The sequence below is a fragment of the Rhodopseudomonas parapalustris genome, from assembly GCF_053772255.1.
This window is the reverse complement of sequence record NZ_JAMKBZ010000018.1, coordinates 1-17,239: the sequence shown is the minus strand read 5'-3', so window position 1 is coordinate 17,239 and position 17,239 is coordinate 1. Positions and strand designations below refer to the sequence as shown.

At 65.2% G+C, this 17,239-nt stretch carries 15 protein-coding genes; 8 read left to right on the top strand and 7 right to left on the bottom strand.

Annotated elements, in window-relative coordinates:
* The first annotated feature begins 115 nt into the window (after positions 1-115).
* On the top strand, positions 116-562 hold the full coding sequence (locus tag M9H71_RS16165) for a hypothetical protein (protein WP_455405981.1): 447 nt from the start codon (positions 116-118) through the stop codon (positions 560-562).
* Between the two features lie 287 nt (positions 563-849).
* Here the strand turns inward: M9H71_RS16165 and M9H71_RS16160 are convergent, their stop codons facing one another.
* The 5 genes from M9H71_RS16160 to M9H71_RS16140 all read right to left on the bottom strand — a co-directional run bounded on the left by M9H71_RS16160 (position 850) and on the right by M9H71_RS16140 (position 6,106).
* Positions 850-1,299: a ferritin-like domain-containing protein gene (locus M9H71_RS16160; RefSeq protein ID WP_455405980.1), complete on the bottom strand. Its 450-nt coding sequence runs from the start codon at positions 1,297-1,299 to the stop codon at positions 850-852.
* A 111-nt stretch (positions 1,300-1,410) separates the two neighbouring features.
* Entirely contained in the window at positions 1,411-2,640 is a 1,230-nt protein-coding gene (locus M9H71_RS16155; RefSeq protein ID WP_455405979.1) for a Coenzyme F420 hydrogenase/dehydrogenase, beta subunit C-terminal domain, read from the bottom strand.
* 60 nt (positions 2,641-2,700) lie between these two features.
* Positions 2,701-3,189: a CIA30 family protein gene (locus M9H71_RS16150; protein WP_455405978.1), complete on the bottom strand. Its 489-nt coding sequence runs from the start codon at positions 3,187-3,189 to the stop codon at positions 2,701-2,703.
* Positions 3,189-4,793, bottom strand: coding sequence for an alpha/beta hydrolase (locus M9H71_RS16145; protein WP_455405977.1), 1,605 nt, complete (start codon positions 4,791-4,793; stop codon positions 3,189-3,191). Before M9H71_RS16145 ends, M9H71_RS16150 begins: the two co-directional genes overlap by 1 nt.
* Positions 4,793-6,106, bottom strand: a complete 1,314-nt coding sequence (locus tag M9H71_RS16140) for a DUF3422 family protein (RefSeq protein WP_455405976.1) — start codon at positions 6,104-6,106, stop codon at positions 4,793-4,795. The genes M9H71_RS16145 and M9H71_RS16140 overlap by 1 nt, the downstream gene beginning before the upstream one ends.
* A 237-nt stretch (positions 6,107-6,343) precedes the next feature.
* Between M9H71_RS16140 and hemC the strand changes: the two genes are divergently transcribed.
* From hemC to M9H71_RS16125, 3 genes are read left to right on the top strand one after another with little or no spacing between them, the layout of a single operon-like run.
* Positions 6,344-7,336: a hydroxymethylbilane synthase gene (gene hemC, locus M9H71_RS16135; RefSeq protein WP_455405975.1), complete on the top strand. Its 993-nt coding sequence runs from the start codon at positions 6,344-6,346 to the stop codon at positions 7,334-7,336.
* Between the two features lie 5 nt (positions 7,337-7,341).
* On the top strand, positions 7,342-8,364 hold the full coding sequence (bchI, locus tag M9H71_RS16130; RefSeq protein WP_455405974.1) for a magnesium chelatase ATPase subunit I: 1,023 nt from the start codon (positions 7,342-7,344) through the stop codon (positions 8,362-8,364).
* Positions 8,361-10,133, top strand: coding sequence for a magnesium chelatase subunit D (locus M9H71_RS16125; RefSeq protein WP_455405973.1), 1,773 nt, complete (start codon positions 8,361-8,363; stop codon positions 10,131-10,133). Before bchI ends, M9H71_RS16125 begins: the two co-directional genes overlap by 4 nt.
* Positions 10,134-10,175: 42 nt before the next feature.
* On the opposite strand, the gene M9H71_RS16120 is transcribed toward M9H71_RS16125, so the two are convergent.
* Together M9H71_RS16120 and hemE are read right to left on the bottom strand one after the other, a co-directional pair.
* Entirely contained in the window at positions 10,176-10,901 is a 726-nt protein-coding gene (locus M9H71_RS16120; RefSeq protein WP_455405972.1) for a PilZ domain-containing protein, read from the bottom strand.
* Between the two features lie 349 nt (positions 10,902-11,250).
* Positions 11,251-12,267, bottom strand: a complete 1,017-nt coding sequence (gene hemE / locus M9H71_RS16115; protein ID WP_455406065.1) for a uroporphyrinogen decarboxylase — start codon at positions 12,265-12,267, stop codon at positions 11,251-11,253.
* A gap of 140 nt (positions 12,268-12,407) precedes the next feature.
* Between hemE and M9H71_RS16110 the strand changes: the two genes are divergently transcribed.
* The 4 genes from M9H71_RS16110 (at position 12,408) to M9H71_RS16095 (ending at position 16,934) form a co-directional block, all read left to right on the top strand.
* Positions 12,408-13,361: an alpha/beta fold hydrolase gene (locus M9H71_RS16110; protein WP_455405971.1), complete on the top strand. Its 954-nt coding sequence runs from the start codon at positions 12,408-12,410 to the stop codon at positions 13,359-13,361.
* Positions 13,362-13,371: 10 nt separating this feature from the next.
* Positions 13,372-14,259 (top strand): alpha/beta fold hydrolase BchO, encoded by an 888-nt coding sequence (bchO, locus tag M9H71_RS16105; protein WP_455405970.1) that lies wholly within the window; start codon positions 13,372-13,374, stop codon positions 14,257-14,259.
* Between the two features lie 75 nt (positions 14,260-14,334).
* Positions 14,335-15,870, top strand: coding sequence for a phytoene desaturase (locus tag M9H71_RS16100; protein WP_455405969.1), 1,536 nt, complete (start codon positions 14,335-14,337; stop codon positions 15,868-15,870).
* Positions 15,867-16,934 (top strand): phytoene/squalene synthase family protein, encoded by a 1,068-nt coding sequence (locus tag M9H71_RS16095; RefSeq protein ID WP_455405968.1) that lies wholly within the window; start codon positions 15,867-15,869, stop codon positions 16,932-16,934. Before M9H71_RS16100 ends, M9H71_RS16095 begins: the two co-directional genes overlap by 4 nt.
* The last annotated feature ends 305 nt before the right edge of the window (positions 16,935-17,239 follow it).

Sequence of the window (17,239 nt, the reverse complement as noted above, 5' to 3'; positions counted from 1 at the left end):
GTCCGGCCGAGATCAGTCTCGTTCGGCACAACCGCCGGGGCGGAACGAATCGAATTATCTCCAGTTGGTTGTCGACAGGTGAACAACTCTACCCGTCGACAACCGGAGGTAATTCATGAACGGAGACCAACCCATTAGCTGGCTGATGTTCTTCACGCTCGCCGCAGGCGTCGTGGTGGTCGGGCTCGCTTTCGTCAACTTCATCCGCTCGCGCTCCAACCGCGAGATCGCCGCCGATACGCTCGAGGGCAATGGTACGGGTCGCGGCGCCGCCGCAGATGGCGCGCTGCCGGAGCTTGCTGCGATCGCGGTCTTTGCGTTCATCGCAATGGGCTTGCTGGCGGCGGGAGCGACCTACAAGTCCGATGAACGCGCGACCGCGCAGATCAGTAACCCGATCCCCGAGGCCGGCACCACCGGCCTGGCTCAGCCCAAGGGGGTACAGAACGAGCCGAAGCGCTATCAGCCGAACAACCCGGGCACCGACACCCGTACCTCACCGACGGGCTCGGATGCGGGTGTGGGCAACTCGCCCGGTTCGACCGGCACGCTGACGAAGTAACTGCCGGAAAATCTTGCCAGACTGATACGAGGCCTCGGTCGAAAGACCGAGGCCTTTGCGCGTTTGGAATTTGCTCGCTCGGAGGGGGCATCGAGCCTGACTTTTTTCCGGCCAGCCTCTCAGGATGAGGGCTTCGTCCCTTGGGAAAGGCCAAGTCCGTCCGTCAATCGACCAAGCGGTTGACTGTTCGAACGGGGAGGCGTTTGGAGCGTCGGCTGCTGATGTGATCAGACATGAAAACGGGGGCCGTGGCCCCCGAGGTCATGCTCGCGTAACTGAGGCGCTGATCAATGCGCGGCTTCGTAAGCCGCATTCTGTTGCTCCATCAGCGCGATCTTTTCGCTGATCTTGGCGCGCTGGGCCGTCAACGTGGAGGCGACGCCGGGCGATGCAGCGGCCACCTTCAGAGCATCGTCGTATTTCGACAGATTGCGCTTTTCGCCGTCGATCAGGCCGGGCAGGACGCTGCCATCGAGGCCGTCGAACAGCGACCGCACGCTCATGATGGTGCGGTGAACCACGCTCATGAAGGAGCCGGAATCATCGGCCGTCTCGCCGGCATTGATCAGCATCCCGGCAAGCTCTTCGGCGTTGCTGTGATGCAGCGCGATCATGTCGCGGAACAGTGGCGTCATGCCCTTGCCTTCGGCGTCTTCGAGCGCTTCTTCGTAGCCGTTGCGCGCATCGATCGCGGTGGTGTGCAGCGTCTTCAGATGGTCGATGATGTCGTTGTCCACGTCAGCCTCCATGCTCGGTACAGCGATGCGCGAGCGACGCCCGCCATCTCGTGCGCGATAACCGGAATCAGGAAACTCGGTTCCGCGTAGCTACCGCGGCGTGAACATGAATTAGTTGCGGTGCTCGCCGTCGTGCGGCTCGAGGCCGTAGGGCTTTACCAGAGCCCAGACATGAGCAGGTATCATGTTCTTCATTTTGTGTTTGTAGTGGCGCCGCAGATGCAGCACGGTCTCCACCGCCTTCATCTCGACCCGGGCGCGGGCGAATTCGAGCCCGCGCGGGCCGACCTTCGGCATCAGCCAGCCCATCAGCGGCCGCAGCCAGTTCGGCATGCCGCGCACCGGCAGACCGCCGGCGGCGAGCTCGGTGTTCTTCAGGAAGCCCTTCACCGGCGCGACCCGGTTGCCGGCGCTGGTCGGCTCGCTCAAGCGAACGTCGTCGCCGAGCAAATTCAGCAGCTCTTCGCCGCGTTCGTTGCGCACCAGCAGCCATTGCTCCCCGCGCCCGCCCATGTAGCCGACGGTGATGTCGGCGAGCGTGTTGGTGTAGTCGACGCAGGTGCGGCAGGTGATCGGGAAGAAGTCCGGGGGCAGCTTGGAGATCGGTAGCAGCAGGAACGGAATCGCCTTGCTGCGGCCGTCGTCGAACCGCAGCTCGACGTGATAGTCGGCGCGGAATTCGAGATAGGTGATGGTTTCCGGCTTGTCGGACAACAGATCGAGGAAGCCGTGAAACGCCTCGGTGGTGGTATTGTCCGAGCACGGCGTGCCGATCACATACAGCCGCTCCAGTCCGAGCTGTTGCTCGAGCCGGCGCAGTGCGTAGATCTGGCACGGCACGCCGATCACCGCGAGCCGCTTGTAACCTGCAGCGATCGCGGGCTCCAGCAGGGCCAGCGACGGGGCGTAGCCCATCCGCATGCCGCGGCATTGCGCCATGCCTTCCGGCTTGGTCACCAGGACCGGCATCGGCTTCCATTTGTCGTCCGGGTCCGGAGCCATCGCGATCACCGCATCGACTGCTCCGGTCTCCAGCAGCCGCTGCGCGATCGTCGTGGTGATGCCGGTCCATTGCGCGCCGTCGCGCGGCTCTTTCATCGCCGCCTGCACCATGCGGCGATATGGGCCGAAGAAGGCCTCGTCGCCGGATGCTGGGTCGCGGGTGCGGCCATGGACCCGTTGTTCCATCGCCGGATAGTCCGGCTTGATGAACTGGCAGGCCTGTCCGCACTGCTTCGGATCGCTCATCCGCGACACGCCGCAATCGGTGCACAGCTCGCGCTCCGCCGGCGCGTTCAGCGGCGGCGTCCACAGCTCGGACTGAATGTTGCGATCGTCCATGAGCGCGTCTTCTAGGAACCGGCGGATGGCGTCGCCATTCGCCTTAAGTTGCTGAACCGATCAATAGAGCCAAAGCCGGGCGATCGATAGATCTGCGTCAAATTCGCGGCCGATCGCCACCAGACCAATTCGTCGCAGCCGGCTCACGTCGAGTGGCGCATCGGTGCGATGAGGACTGAAGGCGACGAACGGAAATTCGACGACGCGCCAGCGTCGCTCTGTTTGGAACGACTGGCGATAGGATTGTTGCGGTCGCACCAGATCGGTGGTGCGAAGATGCAGGCCGTAAGTCTCGTCGTTGCCGAGCAGCTCGGCGGCGATTCCGTGAAAGCCGGTGGCATCGAACGCACCGCCGTCCGGGGACAGATCGAGTGCGATCTGGATGAAGCCGCCATTGTTGGCGGTCGAGACTGCGCCTCGCATCCGCGCTGCCGTTCTGCCTTCGACCTCGCCGAGTTGCACGGTTCCCTGCGACACGCCGCCCATCACGGTGTCGGTGACCAGACGCCACAGCCGCTGTCCTGCCGCTGGCCACAGCTCGTGCTGCATCAGCGGATCACCATCGGGAACGTCACCGCGATCGCCCAGGCGAACAGAATTGCATTCGCGAGCGCGCCCGGGAGCGGGTGATTGGTGGCTTTGTAGGTCCAGTTGCTGATCAGGCCGAACGCGAGGAACAGCAGCAGGATCGCCGGAACGATGATGATCAGGAAGAACAGCTTCTGCAAATTCAGCGCGACAGCGACGGCGAGCGAAGCGAGGAAGCAGAATTTCCCCAACGCATAGGCGCCGGGCTTGGCCCGTTGGCCGTGCGCCATCCACTCAGCGGTGAGAAAATACGGAATCGTGCCGCAGGCGACCGCGGCGATCAGATGGATGCGCGGTTCGATCGGCATGAACGAGAACAGATAGCTGTCCAGCGCAATGCCGAAGCCGAGAATGTTGTAGGCGATCGCCGCCACGGCCGCGATCACCAGCGCGGCGATCGCGACGCGGGGGCGGTCGGGATCGGGCAGGGCGTCGAGAGTTGCGAGCCCGTGCGGCTGATGCGGAGCGAGGTGCGGCGCTGCGCGCCGGCTCCGCAGCCGGATCAGCACCAGGATCGCCGCGGTCAGCAGGCCGTACAGTAGGAAGTGCAGCGTCAGATAGTCGCCGAGCAGGATGGTCAGGAAATCGGTCGGCGCCTTCCACAGCAGCAGCGGTGTCAGCACCGCGGGCACGATCGCGGTGACCAGAAGCTGCTTCCAGGTCAGGTTGGCACCGATCGGCACCGCGGCTGCCCGCGGCAGCAGCTTCGACAGCGGCCAGGCCAGCGCGATCAGGCCGCCGAACAGCAGTGCCAGCCAGCGCGGCCGCTGGTCGATCCAGCCGGAGCTGGTGCGGCCGAATGCGTCGTTCATCCAGTGCAGCGCTTCGCGCATCGAATCCTGGCTGTACAGCACGCCGATATGTTCGACGCCCGAAGCCAAGACGAAGCGGCGCGCGGTGCCATCGGCGAAGCTGCCGTAGGTCCGGCCCGCGACGGCGCCGCCGCCGGCGACCTGGTTGACGATGCGCAGCCCCTCGTCCTTCAACATCTGCGGTTCGAGCGCACCGACGATCACCAAAAGATCGTGCGGCAGCGTGGCGGTGGACTTTCGGGTGAATACAGACACCGCGACCGTGGCGGTGATCTCCGGATGAGCCACCGCATAGGCCACCACGATGTCGGATGCCATCGAATGGCCGAGCACTGCGGCGCGGCCGTCGCTCTCCGGCAGCTTGCGGGCATAGTCGGTGACCCGCCCGAGCTCGTCGACCAGCACGCCGGTGATCTTGGTCGGCTCGTCGACGTCGCCGACCATCGTCACCGGATTACGGCCGTGCCCGGTGAAGTCGAAGGTGACCGCGATATAGCCGTTGCGCGCCAGTGTCTGCGCGAAAGGCTGCATCAATTGCTGCGAACCGGCAAAGCCGTGGGCGATCACCACCACTGGTGCGTTGGTGGCGGCCGGTTGCCGAAAGATCGTGACCGGCGTCTGACCGACCGTCGCGTGGTTGATGAGCAGGCCGTCCTTGCCGCGTTGCAATTGCCACAGGCCAGCGGCAATCGCCACCAGCGCTGCGAGGGCGACCAGAATACGAAGCGGCTTCAGCGTGCGGCGCGCGGCCATTAATCGACGTCCGGGACGTGCTTCTTGCGGATGCGGCGGATCGTCCACCAGATCGACAATGCGGCGATCGGAACGAACCCTGCGGTCAGGAGGTTGGGATCGATCTTCAGGCGGCCGGCCTCCGCGGCACCCTTCACCATGTAGCCGAACAGCCCGACCACGTAATAGGTGATCGCCGCGGTCGACAGTCCTTCGACGGTGGTCTGCAGCCGGAGTTGTAGCTGTGTCCGGGCGTTCATCGACTTCAGCAGTTCCTGGTTCTGCTGTTCGACCTCGACGTCGACCCGGGTGCGCAGCAGATTGGCGGCGCGAGCGAGCTTCAGCGACAAGTCGGATTGCCGCGCCTCGGTGGTGGCGCAGGTGCGCATCGCCGGCTTCATTCGGCGGGCGAGGAACGACGACCAGGTCGGCAGTCCGCCGACCTTGCGTTCGCCGAGCGTCGCCAGGCGGCCGTTCATGATCTCGTCATAGGCGCGGCTGGCGCCGAACCGGTACAGGCTCGCGGCCGCGCCGGCTTCGACCTCGGCGGCGAGTTCGGTCAGCTCCTGCAGCAGCTTGTTGTTGTTGGCGAGATCGCCGACGCGGCGCATCTCTGCGGTGACTTCGGCGAGGCGCTTCTCGCTCGCGGCGATCGACGGCGCGAGCCGCTGCGCCTCGGGCAGGCCGAGCAACGCCAGCGTGCGGTAGGTTTCGACCTCGAGAACGCGCTGAACCAAAGCGCCGGCGCGTTCCGCCGACATCCCGCGATCGATCACCAGCACTCGCACGAAGCCGGACGGGCCAGGCTGAAAATCGGTGGCGAACAGCGCCGCGCCGTCGGAGTTCTCCGCGACCGCGAGACTGGCGCGATCGAACAGCCGCTCCGGGGAGGTGCGCGGCGGATCCTCCGGCATGACGTGCAGGTCGATCGCGACCAATAGCGGCCCCGGCTGCGGCATTAGACGCATCGGCGAAGCGAGAGACGGTGCTTCCGGGTGAAACGGCGTTGCGGCCGGATCGGCCGGAATTTCCCAGGTGTAGGTGGTGAATTCGGAGTGCTGCTCCCAGCGCAGCATCGTGGTGCCGAACCGGGCGCGATGATGCTTTTCGCCGGGCGGCGGCGGCTGCAGACCGCGCGACTCGCAGAAACTGATCATCGCGTCGCGGTCGGCGGCAGCGCGTGCGCCCGAGGTGTCGAATGCGAAGTGCAGTACGCGCGCCGGGACGCTCAGCGCAGTAAACGGACGCGCATGAACTTCACCCAGAACGACCGCGCGCAATGGATGCGGCGAAAGTCGAACGTCGCCGTCACCGATCAGAACTTCAGCCGTCATCTCGCTTTTGACCTTGCTCAATATTGCGCCTAGTTGACTTGAGTACCATTGCGTGGCGATAGACAGAAGCTGAAAGGTTCTGCAGAAGACTGTCGCAGGCGCCGGAATTGTCCGAGATCAACGACCCCGGAACCCCGCCGGGCTTCTACGAGACTTCGGTGTCATCCGTTTGCAATCTGGCTCGGGCTGGTCATAAGGTTCGGCCGAACTTCGCCGCGGGCCCGTCGCGGTTGTCGAATGGAGCGTGTGGTGAAATTTCCAGTCCGTATTGGTACGCGCAAGAGCGTGATGGCGCTTGCCCAGACTGAAGACATCGCCAAGCAGTTGAGCGCGGCTGCCAGTGAGCTCGATCCTCAGATCATCAAGTTCGAGACCGTCGGCGACAGCGATCAGGTCAGCAAGCTGTTGCCGCACGGCGGCAAGGGCGGCGCCTTCGTGGCCGAGATTCGCGCCGCGATGCTGCGGGGCGAACTGCATTGCGCAATGCACTCGCTCAAGGACATGCCGGCCAACGAAGAGACTCCCGGCCTGATCGTCGCCGCCACGCTGGCGCGCGATCCGGCGTGCGACTCGCTGGTGCTGCGCAAAGGTCTGACTCTCGAAGAGCTGAAGAAGTCGCGTGGCAAGGGTTACACCATCGGCACCAATGCGGTGCGGCGCGCGGCCTATGCCAAGCGGCTGTTTCCGGAAGTCCAGGTGATCCATTTCCGCGGCGCCGCCGATACCCGGATGCGCAAGCTCGACAATGGCGAGAAGCAGCGGCTGCCCGACGGCAGCGAGGTTGGTCCGGCCGATGCGCTGATCATGGCGCGCGCCGGCATCGAGCGCGTCGGCTTCGTCGATCGCGTCGCTCACGATTTCACCCCGGAAGAAATGCTGCCCGCGGCCGGCCAGGGTATCGTCGCGGTGGAATGCCCCGTGCATGAGTGGAAGACCCGTCAGTATCTGGCGCTGATCGACGATCAGAAGTCGCGGATGTGCTGCGACGCCGAGCGCGAGGTGCTGTGGGTGCTCAACGGCCACTGCAACTCGCCGATCGCGGCGCACTCGATCATCACCGGCAACGAGATGACGTTGCGCGCTTCGGTTCTCGATCTGGAGGGCGGCATGTTCATCGAGGCGGTACGCACCGGTCCGGCCAATCGGCCGCGCGAACTCGGTCGCACCGTCGGACTTGAACTGCTCGACAAGGGCGCAGCCGCGGTGATCGAAAAGACCCGGCCGGAGTAATCGCAATGGCCACAGTATTTCCGTTCTCCGCGATCGTCGGCCAGGAAGAGATGAAGCTGGCGTTGCTGATCGCAGCGGTCGATCAGAAGGTCGGCGGCGTGCTGGCGTTCGGCGATCGCGGCGCCGGCAAGTCGACCGCGGTGCGTGCGCTCGCGGCGCTGCTGCCCAAGATGAAGACCGTGGTCGGGTGCCGCTACAATTGCGATCCCGATCAGCCCGAGCGCTACTGCGAAGAGTGCAAGGAGAAGGTCAAGCACGGCAAGGTCAAGACCGCGCAGGTCCCGGTGCCGGTGGTCGATCTGCCGCTCGGCGCGACCGAAGATCGCGTCGTCGGCGCGCTCGATCTCGAACGCGCGCTGGCCAAGGGCGAGAAGGCATTCGAGCCCGGCCTGTTGGCGCGCGCTCATCGCGGCTTCCTCTACATCGACGAAGCCAACCTGCTCGAAGACCATCTGGTCGATCTTCTGCTCGACGTCGCCGCCTCCGGCGAGAACGTGGTGGAGCGCGAAGGCCTCAGCATTCGTCATCCGGCGCGGTTCGTGCTGGTCGGCACCGGCAACCCGGAAGAGGGCGAGCTGCGTCCGCAATTGCTCGACCGCTTCGGCATGTCGGTCGAAGTGAAGACGCCGGACACGCTGCCCGAGCGCATCGAAGTGGTGCGCCGCCGCGATGCGTTCGAGAACGATCCGGCCGCCTTCATTGCCGACTGGTCGAAGGAAGAGGCCAAGCTGCGCCGCAAGATCTCCCAGGCCAAGGAGCGCCTGCCCGAAGTGACGGTGCCCGATGCTGCGCTGGAGCGCGCCGCCAAGCTGTGCATGACGCTCGGCACCGACGGCCTGCGCGGCGAGCTGACTCTGATGCGGGCCGCGCGTGCGCTCGCCGCCATCGAACACGCCAAGACCGTGACCGACGAACACCTGAAGCGGATCGCGCCCTCTGCCTTGCGGCACCGGTTGCGCCGCAATCCGCTCGACGACGCCGGCTCCAGCGTGCGGGTCGACCGCGCGCTCGCCGAAATCTTCGGATGAGCATCGAGGTCGCATGGTCCGATGCGGTGACCGCGGCGCAATTGTTCGCGGTCGATCCGGTCGGTACCGGCGGTGTGTTGCTGCGCTCGCGTGCCGGCCCGGTGCGCGACCGCTGGCTTGCGATGCTGCGCGCCGCGCTGCCGCCTGAACAACCCTACAAGCATCTGCCGCTGCACATCGCCGACGGTCGCCTTCTCGGCGGGCTCGACCTGTCGGCGACGCTGCTTGCCGGCCGTCCGGTGGCCGAGCGCGGCCTGCTGTCGGAAGCCGACGGCGGCGTGCTGGTGGTGGCGATGGCCGAACGGCTGCAGTCGTCCACCAACGTGTATCTGACCGCCGCGATGGACGCGCACGAGACCGCGGTGGAGCGCGACGGCCTGTCGCTGCGGATGCCGGCGCGGTTCGGCGTGGTGGCGCTCGACGAAGGCATCGAAGACGAGTTCGCGCCGGCCGGCCTGCGCGACCGGCTCGGCTTCCATCTCGATCTCGATCAGTTCGCCTGGCGCGAGACCGACGACTTCCCGATTTCGCTCGACGACATTCGCGCCGCCCGCGAGCGGCTCGCGAGCATCAAGGTCGAGAGCGAGCAGATCGAAGCGGTGTGTACCGCCGCCGCCGCGCTCGGTATCATCTCGCTGCGTGCGCCTTTGCTGGCAATCCGTGCCGCCAAGGCGAGCGCGGCGCTGTTCGATCGCACCAAGATTGAACAGGACGACATCACGCTCGCCGCACGCCTGGTGCTGGCGCCGCGCGCGACGATCTTCCCGCAGCCCGAGCAACCGGATCAGGCCGACGAGCCGCCGCCGCCCGAGCCGCCGCCGCCGGAAGACGACAATCAGGACAACAGCGATCAAGAGCAGCAGACGCCCGACATCGACAAGGCGCTGGACGAAGTGATCCTCGCCGCCGTCAAGGCCGCGATGCCGCCCGGCGTGCTGGAGGCGATGCGCGCCTCGGCCGGACGGGCGCGCGCCCGCTCGGCCGGCAAGGCCGGCGAGCTGCAGAAGTCGAAGAAGCGCGGCCGCCCCGCCGGCAGCATTCGCGGCGAGCTGCGCGACGGCTCCAAGCTCAACGTGATCGAGACGCTGCGCGCAGCGGCCCCGTGGCAGCCGCTGCGGCGGCGCCAGGCGGAAGGGCGCAGCGGCAGCGCGCCGCGTATCCTGGTCGAGAAGGACGATTTCCGGATCGCGCGCTTCAAGCAGCGCACCGAAACCATCACCATCTTCGTTGTCGACGCCTCCGGCTCCGCCGCGCTGCATCGCCTCGCCGAGGCCAAGGGCGCGGTCGAACTGCTGCTGGCGGATTGCTACGTGCGCCGCGATCAGGTGGCGATGATCTCGTTCCGCGGCACCATCGCCGAAATTCTGCTGCCGCCGACGCGGTCGCTGGCGCGCGCCAAGCGTGGTCTCGCCGGGCTCCCCGGCGGTGGCGGCACGCCGCTGGCGTCCGGACTCGATACCGCGTTCATGCTGGCCGACTCGATCAAGCGCAAAGGCCAGACACCGACAGTGATCGTGCTGACCGACGGGCGCGCCAATATCGCCCGCGATGGTGCGCCGGGCCGGCCGCAGGCCGAAGAGGACGCCAAGGCGTCGGCGCGCCAGTTCCGCGTCGCCGGAATTAGTTCTGTGGTGATCGATATGTCGCCGCGCCCGGGGCCGCAGGCCGAAGCCTTCGCCAAGGAAATGGATGCGCGCTATCTGCCGCTGCCGCACGCCGACGCCACCGTTCTGGCACAGGCGGTGACCGCCGCGACCCGGCAGGACTGATCGGTCATCTTGCGCCCGATTAGTCCGGTGCGGCGACGCCGGTCAGGCGTCGAGTACGAACGCGTCGTCGCTGGCGGAAACGATCGGCTGAATCGCAACCGGCGGTTCGGCGGACGTCGCCAGCCGTTCGATCCGCGCATTGACGGTGGCGTTGCGCTGCGGCGAGCGTGCGATCCGCCATTCCAGTTCGTTGCGGTTCTGCAGGTCGGTGAACTTCACCGCGAAGCCGTCGGGGCGGTGACGCACGACACGGCCGACGCAGCCGCCCACCGCCAGCGGCGTGCCGATCTCCGGCTGCACGTCCGCAGACACCGCAACGCCCGAGATCGACATGTCGATTACGAAGCAGGCGTGCATCGATCCGTCGGCCAGGGTCAGCGTCGAGTGCGGGCACGCCGGGACGATCCGCGCCTGTTCCCGCGCGTCCTTGATCTCCGGATCGTGCATCTTGCGTTCCAGCCAGGTGAGCTGGTTCGACAGCCGCTCGCGCATCGCGCGGGTCACCGAGAGCTCCAGCAGGAAGCCGCCGGGAAGCGTGTCGCTGATATGGCCTTCGAGCTTGCCGAATTCGCTGAAGTAGGACGAGATATGGTCGCCGACCCGACCGATCACCGGAACATCGACGATCATTCGAAACGGAGAAACCCGGCTGGTGCGGCAAGCGAATTGTCGCAGCTTGCCGTTGTGATCGTACCAGTTCGCCAGCGAGTAGTTGCCGCCGACGGTCACGTTGACGGCACGCTGCTTCAGAAAACGCTGGACGGACACGTCGATATTCCTGGTGGAGAAACTTCGCACTCGTAACGCATTCCTCGGCGTTCGGTTCTCCGCTGGACGGCGTACCGGTCGTAATGATCCGGACCGTGGTTATCGAACTCTTGCGTCTGCCAATCGGGTTGTCGGAGACTGGAACTGTGGTTGCTATCAGCGGCAGATTTGCCTGCAAAGCGCCGATCGGTGCTCTTTCTGCGCGAGTCTTCGATAGACTGTGCAACCGGTTCGAGTCGGCGCGAGTCGCCATCAGTGCTTCGAGGGCAGTTGCGGCGGGGGCAAACAAAAAGGGCCGGCGCGCGCGCCGGCCCTTCGATCACGATCGCGTCGCCCGAAGGCGCGGGGCTCAGCCCTTGTAGTCGCGGACGCGTTTCACCATCTGCTCGACATGCGCGATCGACGCGTCGGGCGTGATGCCGTGGCCGAGATTGAAAATGTGACGGCCGGACGAGAAGTTCTTCAGCACCTCGTCGACGCCTTCGTCGAGCGCCGAGCCACCGGCGATCAGCAGCAGCGGATCGAGATTGCCCTGCACCGCGACCTTGGTCTGCACCTGCTCGCGCACCAGCTTCGGTTCGGCGGTCCAGTCGATGCTGACGGCATCGACGCCGGTACGCTCGATGAAGGCCGGCAGCAGCGCGCCGGCGCCGCGCGGGAAACCGATGATCTTGGTGCCCGGCTTGACCTTGCGAATGCCTTCGACGATCCGGCGGGTCGGCTCGATGCACCACTTCTCGAATTCGCGCGGCGGCAGGATGCCGGCCCAGGTGTCGAAGATCTGCAGCACGTCGGCGCCGGCATCGAGCTGCTTGAGCAGATAGGCAATCGAGCTCTCGACCAGCACATCGATGATCTTGGCGAACGCGCCGGGGTGCTGATACGCCATCAGTCGCGCCGGATGCTGATCCGAAGTGCCCTGGCCGGCCACCATGTAGGTCGCGACCGTGAACGGCGAACCGCAGAAGCCGATCAGCGTGGTCTCGGGCTTCAGTTCGCGGCGCACGATGCGCAGCGCTTCGAATACCGCCTCGAGCTTGGACAGATCGATCGCGCTGTTCAGCGTGCCGACCAGATCCGGCGAATTCAGCGGGTCGAGCCGCGGGCCTTCGCCGACTTCGAACCGCACCGAGCGGCCGAGCGCGTAGGGCACCACCAGAATGTCGGAGAAGATGATCGCGGCGTCGAAGCCGAATCGCCGGATCGGCTGCAGCGTGACCTCTGCGGCGAGCTCCGCATTGAAGCACAGATCGAGGAAACTACCGGCTTGCGCCCGCGTTGCGCGGTATTCCGGCAGGTAACGTCCGGCCTGCCGCATCATCCACATCGGGGGAGAGGCCTGCCGATTGCCGGAAAGCACTTCCATGAACGGTTTGGTCACCAGATTCTGTGTCAAGAGAGCTACCCACTGTTGTACGACAAGTCTTCTTGACGGTCTGATACACTGCGCGCACCGTCTTGACCACGCCGACCTGCGGCGGAGATGCCGCGAATAGGAATTTCGAGATGAACGCAACCGCACCCACCCCCGCATCGTCCGAGACGCTCAGCGGCAACCCGGCGCTTCCGCCGCCGGTCCCGGGCGAACGTCACGACATCGACAGTTTCGGCGGGCGGCTGACCTATTGGTCCGCGTCGCCGTCGGAGCCGTCGTCCGAGCCGCCATTGTTGCTGATCCACAGCGTCAATGCCGCAGGCTCGGCCTACGAGGTTCGGCCGATCTTCGAGCACTATGCACAGAGCCGGCCAGTCTATGCGATCGAATTACCGGGCTTTGGTCATTCGTCGCGGGCAAAGCGTCAATACTCCGTTCGGATGATGACGGACGCGATTCATGCCGTCGTCACCGAGATTCAGAAGGTGCACGGCGACAAGCCGATCGATGCGCTAGCGCTGTCGCTCGGCAGCGAATTTCTCGCGCGCGCCGCGAGCGAAACGTCGCAGGCGTTCCGCAGCCTGGCGCTGGTCGCCCCCACCGGATTCGACAAGAAAAACCAGCGCTGGACCCGCGGCTCGCGCGCGATTCCGTGGCTGCATGCGTTCTTCGAGAACCCGGTGTGGAGCGAAGGCGTCTTCAAGCTGCTGACGATGAAGCCGGTGATTGGCTGGTTCCTGAAGAAGGCGTTCGGTGCGCCGAATATCGATCAGGGCATGCTCGATTACGACTATCTGACGACGCATCAGCCCGGTGCCCAGCACGCGCCGTATTACTTCGTCGCGGGCTATCTGTTCAGCCAGGACATCCTGCGAATCTATCAGGACCTGACGATCCCGGTCTGGTTCAGCCACGGCGTGCGCGGCGATTTCGTCGACTACAGCCTGAAGACAACCGTCGAGGGCCGTCCGAACTGGACCGTCACCGTGTTTCAGACCGGCGCGCTGCCTCATTTCGAGGTGCCGGGAGAATTCATGCGGGCCTATGACGAGTTTCTCGGCCGGGTGACCAAGATCGGGGCCTGAGGCTTTCGCGATGTCCGACCTGGTTTGGAGTCGGGACGGGCTCGATTGGCCTCATCGCGAGGCCAGCCGCTTCGTCGAAGCGGGCGGCTTCCGCTGGCATGTGCAACGGATGGGATCGCCCGCGGCTCCGGCGATCCTGCTGATCCACGGCACCGGCGCGGCGTCACACTCCTGGCGCGGTCTGGCGCCGCTGCTGGCGCGGCACTATCACGTCGTCGCGCCGGATCTGCCCGGCCATGGCTTCACTCAGTCGCCGCGCGGGCATCGGATGTCGTTGCCCGGCATGGCAGCGGATGTCGGCGCGTTGCTGCGGGCGATCCAGGTCTCCCCGCGCCTCGTCGTCGGCCACTCGGCGGGCGCGGCGATCCTGGCGCGGATGTGCCTCGATGGCGCGATCGATCCGGCGATTCTGTTCAGCCTGAACGGCGCTTTCCTGCCCTATGGCGGTCCGGCTGCGAGCTTCTTTTCGCCGCTCGCCAAGATGTTGGTGATGAATCCGTTCGTGCCGAGCCTGTTCGCCTGGCAGGCCGGGCACCGCGGCGCGGTCGAGCGGCTGATCGGCAATACCGGTTCGACCATCGATCCGGCGGGGATCAAACTCTACGGCAAGCTGGTCTCCAGCCCCCATCATGTCGCCGCCGCCCTGCGGATGATGGCGAACTGGGATCTCGAGCCGCTTTTGAAATTGCTGCCGAATTTGAAGCCGCTGCTGGTGCTGGTGGCGGCGGAAGGCGACCGCGCGATTCCGCCCTCGGTGGCGGTTAAGGTGCGGGAAATTCAGCCGAAAGCGGTGATCGAGCGGATTCCGGCGCTCGGCCATCTCGCCCACGAGGAACGTCCGGCACTGATCGCTGCGCTGATCGAACGCTACACGGAAAAACTGGAGAATATCGAATAGATCAAAGACGGATTGTCAGGACCTGCTTACAGATTGCCGCTAGCCCTCTGTCAATTTTTTGTTACAGTGGTACCCATGCTCGATCCTGGCTCCAATCCTGCTGTTCGTCCTCCTCGCGATCACGCCCCGCATGCGGTGGTGATCGGCTCCGGCTTCGGCGGTCTCGCTGCCGCTGTCCGGCTCGGCGCCAGGGGGTATCGAGTCACCGTTCTGGAGAAGCTCGATCAGCCTGGCGGTCGCGCTTACGTGCACCGGCAGGACGGCTTCTCGTTCGACGCCGGCCCGACCATCGTAACGGCGCCGTATCTGTTCGAAGAGCTGTGGAAGCTGTGCGGCAAGCGGATGTCGGACGACATCACGTTGAAGCCGATGTCGCCATTCTATCGCATCCGTTTCGACGACGGCACGCACTTCGACTATTCCGACGACCGCAACGCGGTGCTCGATCAGATCGCCAAGTTCTGTCCCGACGACGTGCCGGCCTACGACCGCTTCATGGCGGCGTCGCACGAGATCTTCAAAGTCGGCTTCGAGCAGCTCGGCGACCAGCCGTTCAGCCACTTCACCGACATGCTGAAGATCGCGCCGGCGATGATCAGGCTGGAGAGCTATCGCAGCGTCTACGGTCTGGTCGCCAAGCATTTCAAGGATCCGAAGCTGCGTCAGGTGTTCAGCTTCCATCCGCTCTTGATCGGCGGCAACCCGTTCATGTCGAGCTCGGTGTACTGCCTGATCACCTATCTGGAAAAACAGTGGGGCGTGCATTCGGCGATGGGCGGCACCGGCGCGCTGGTCGCCGGCCTGGTCAAGCTGATCGAAGGGCAGGGCAATGAGATCCGCTACAACCAGGATGTCCGCCAGATCGTCGTCGATAACGGCACCGCCTGCGGCGTGAAGCTCGCCGACGGCGAGGTGATCAAGGCCGACATCGTGGTGTCCAATGCCGATTCGGCCTCGACCTATCGCTATCTGCTGCCGCCGGAGACGCGTAAGCGCTGGACCGACGCCAAGATCGAGAAGTCCCGCTACTCGATGAGCCTGTTCGTCTGGTACTTCGGCACGAAGCGCCGTTACGAGGACGTCAAGCACCACACCATTCTGCTCGGGCCGCGCTACAAGGAACTGATCAGCGATATCTTCAGCCGCAAGGTGGTCGCCGACGATTTCAGCCTGTATCTGCATCGCCCGACCGCGACCGACCCGTCGCTCGCCCCGCAGGGATGCGACACGTTCTATGTGTTGTCGCCGGTGCCGAATCTGCTCGGCAATGTCGACTGGCACAGCAAGGCGGAGCCCTATCGCGCCGCGATTGCCAAGATGCTGGGCGCGACCATTCTGCCGGATCTGGAAAACCAGATCGCGACCTCGAAGATCACGACGCCGCTCGATTTCCAGGACCGGCTGTCGTCGTTCCGGGGCGCTGCGTTCGGTCTGGAGCCGGTGCTGTGGCAGAGCGCCTGGTTCAGGCCGCACAATCAAAGCGAAGACGTCAAACGGCTTTATCTCGTCGGCGCCGGAACGCATCCCGGCGCTGGCCTGCCTGGGGTTCTATCCTCGGCGCGGGTGCTCGATGCGCTGGTCCCCGAGGCCGACAGTTTGGTGACATCATGAGTTTGCAATCCGATATGTTGGCCCAATCCGACATGCTGGCCTGCCGCGAGATGATCAAGGAAGGCTCGCACACCTTCCACGCGGCCTCGATGGTGTTGCCGCGCCGGATCAGCGATCCGGCGATCGCGCTGTATGCGTTCTGCCGCGTCGCCGACGATGCCGTCGATCTCGGGCTCGATCGCGCCGCCGCGGTCGAAGTGCTGAAGGATCGCCTGGATCGCGCCTGTCGCGGCGTGCCGCGGGCCTATCCGTCCGACCGCGCCTTCGCTGATGTGGTGGCGCGGTTTTCGATTCCGCCGGCGATTCCCGAGGCGCTGATCGAAGGTCTGGAATGGGACGCGCAGGGGCGTCGCTTCGAGACGCTGTCGGATCTGTATTCCTATTGTGCCCGCGTTGCCGGCACCGTCGGCGTGATGATGACGCTGGTGATGGGCCAGCGCAATCCGGACATCGTGGCGCGCGCCTGCGATCTCGGCTGCGCGATGCAGCTCACCAACATCGCCCGTGATATCGGCGAAGACGCGCGCAACGGCCGCATCTACATGCCGCTGCAATGGATGCGTGAAGCGGGCGTCGATCCGGCGGCCTGGCTCGCCGATCCGAAATTCACGCCGCAGATCGCCAGCATCGTCAAGCGGCTGATCGACACCGCGGACGCGCTGTATGATCGCGCCACGCTCGGTATCGCCAACTTGCCGCGCTCCTGCCGGCCGGGGATCTTCGCGGCGCGCGCGCTGTATGCCGAGATCGGCCGCGAGGTCGAGCGCTCGGGCCTCGATTCGGTGTCGAGCCGTGCGGTGGTGTCCACCGGCCGCAAGCTTGCGGTGCTGGCTCGGCTGCTGGCGTTCCAGGAAACCGAATGGGCGCCGGCGAAGTATCTGCCGGCCAAGTTCGGCGACATGGAGGAGACCAAGTTCCTGGTCGATGCCGTGATCGCGCATCCGGTGCGCGAGGTGCCGCCGCGCCAGAAGATCAAGCCGGTCGAGCAGAAAGTGGCTTGGTTGGTCGACCTGTTCACCCGCCTCGAACGCCGCGATCAGATGCTGCAACGCAGCCGGGTGTAGTTAGCAGATCTCCGTCTCAATTTCGTCATGCCCGGGCTCGTCCCGGGCGTCCACGAGCGGCGGTTGCGCCGGCATTTGTGGCGCATGGGTCGAGACGGCGCTTCGCGCCTCCTCACCAAGCGGCTTTGCTTTGTTGAAGCCCTGCAACGCGTTTGGACCTCCTTCAGAGCAGGCAACCGAGCGTGACCTCATCCTGAGAGCCTGACCGGAAATGCGGGCAGCAAGTTCAAAGGCTTTCGTAAGTCGTTCAATTGACGATTAGTTTCGTCATGGCCCGGCTTGTTGTTCAGCCCGGAGACATAGTC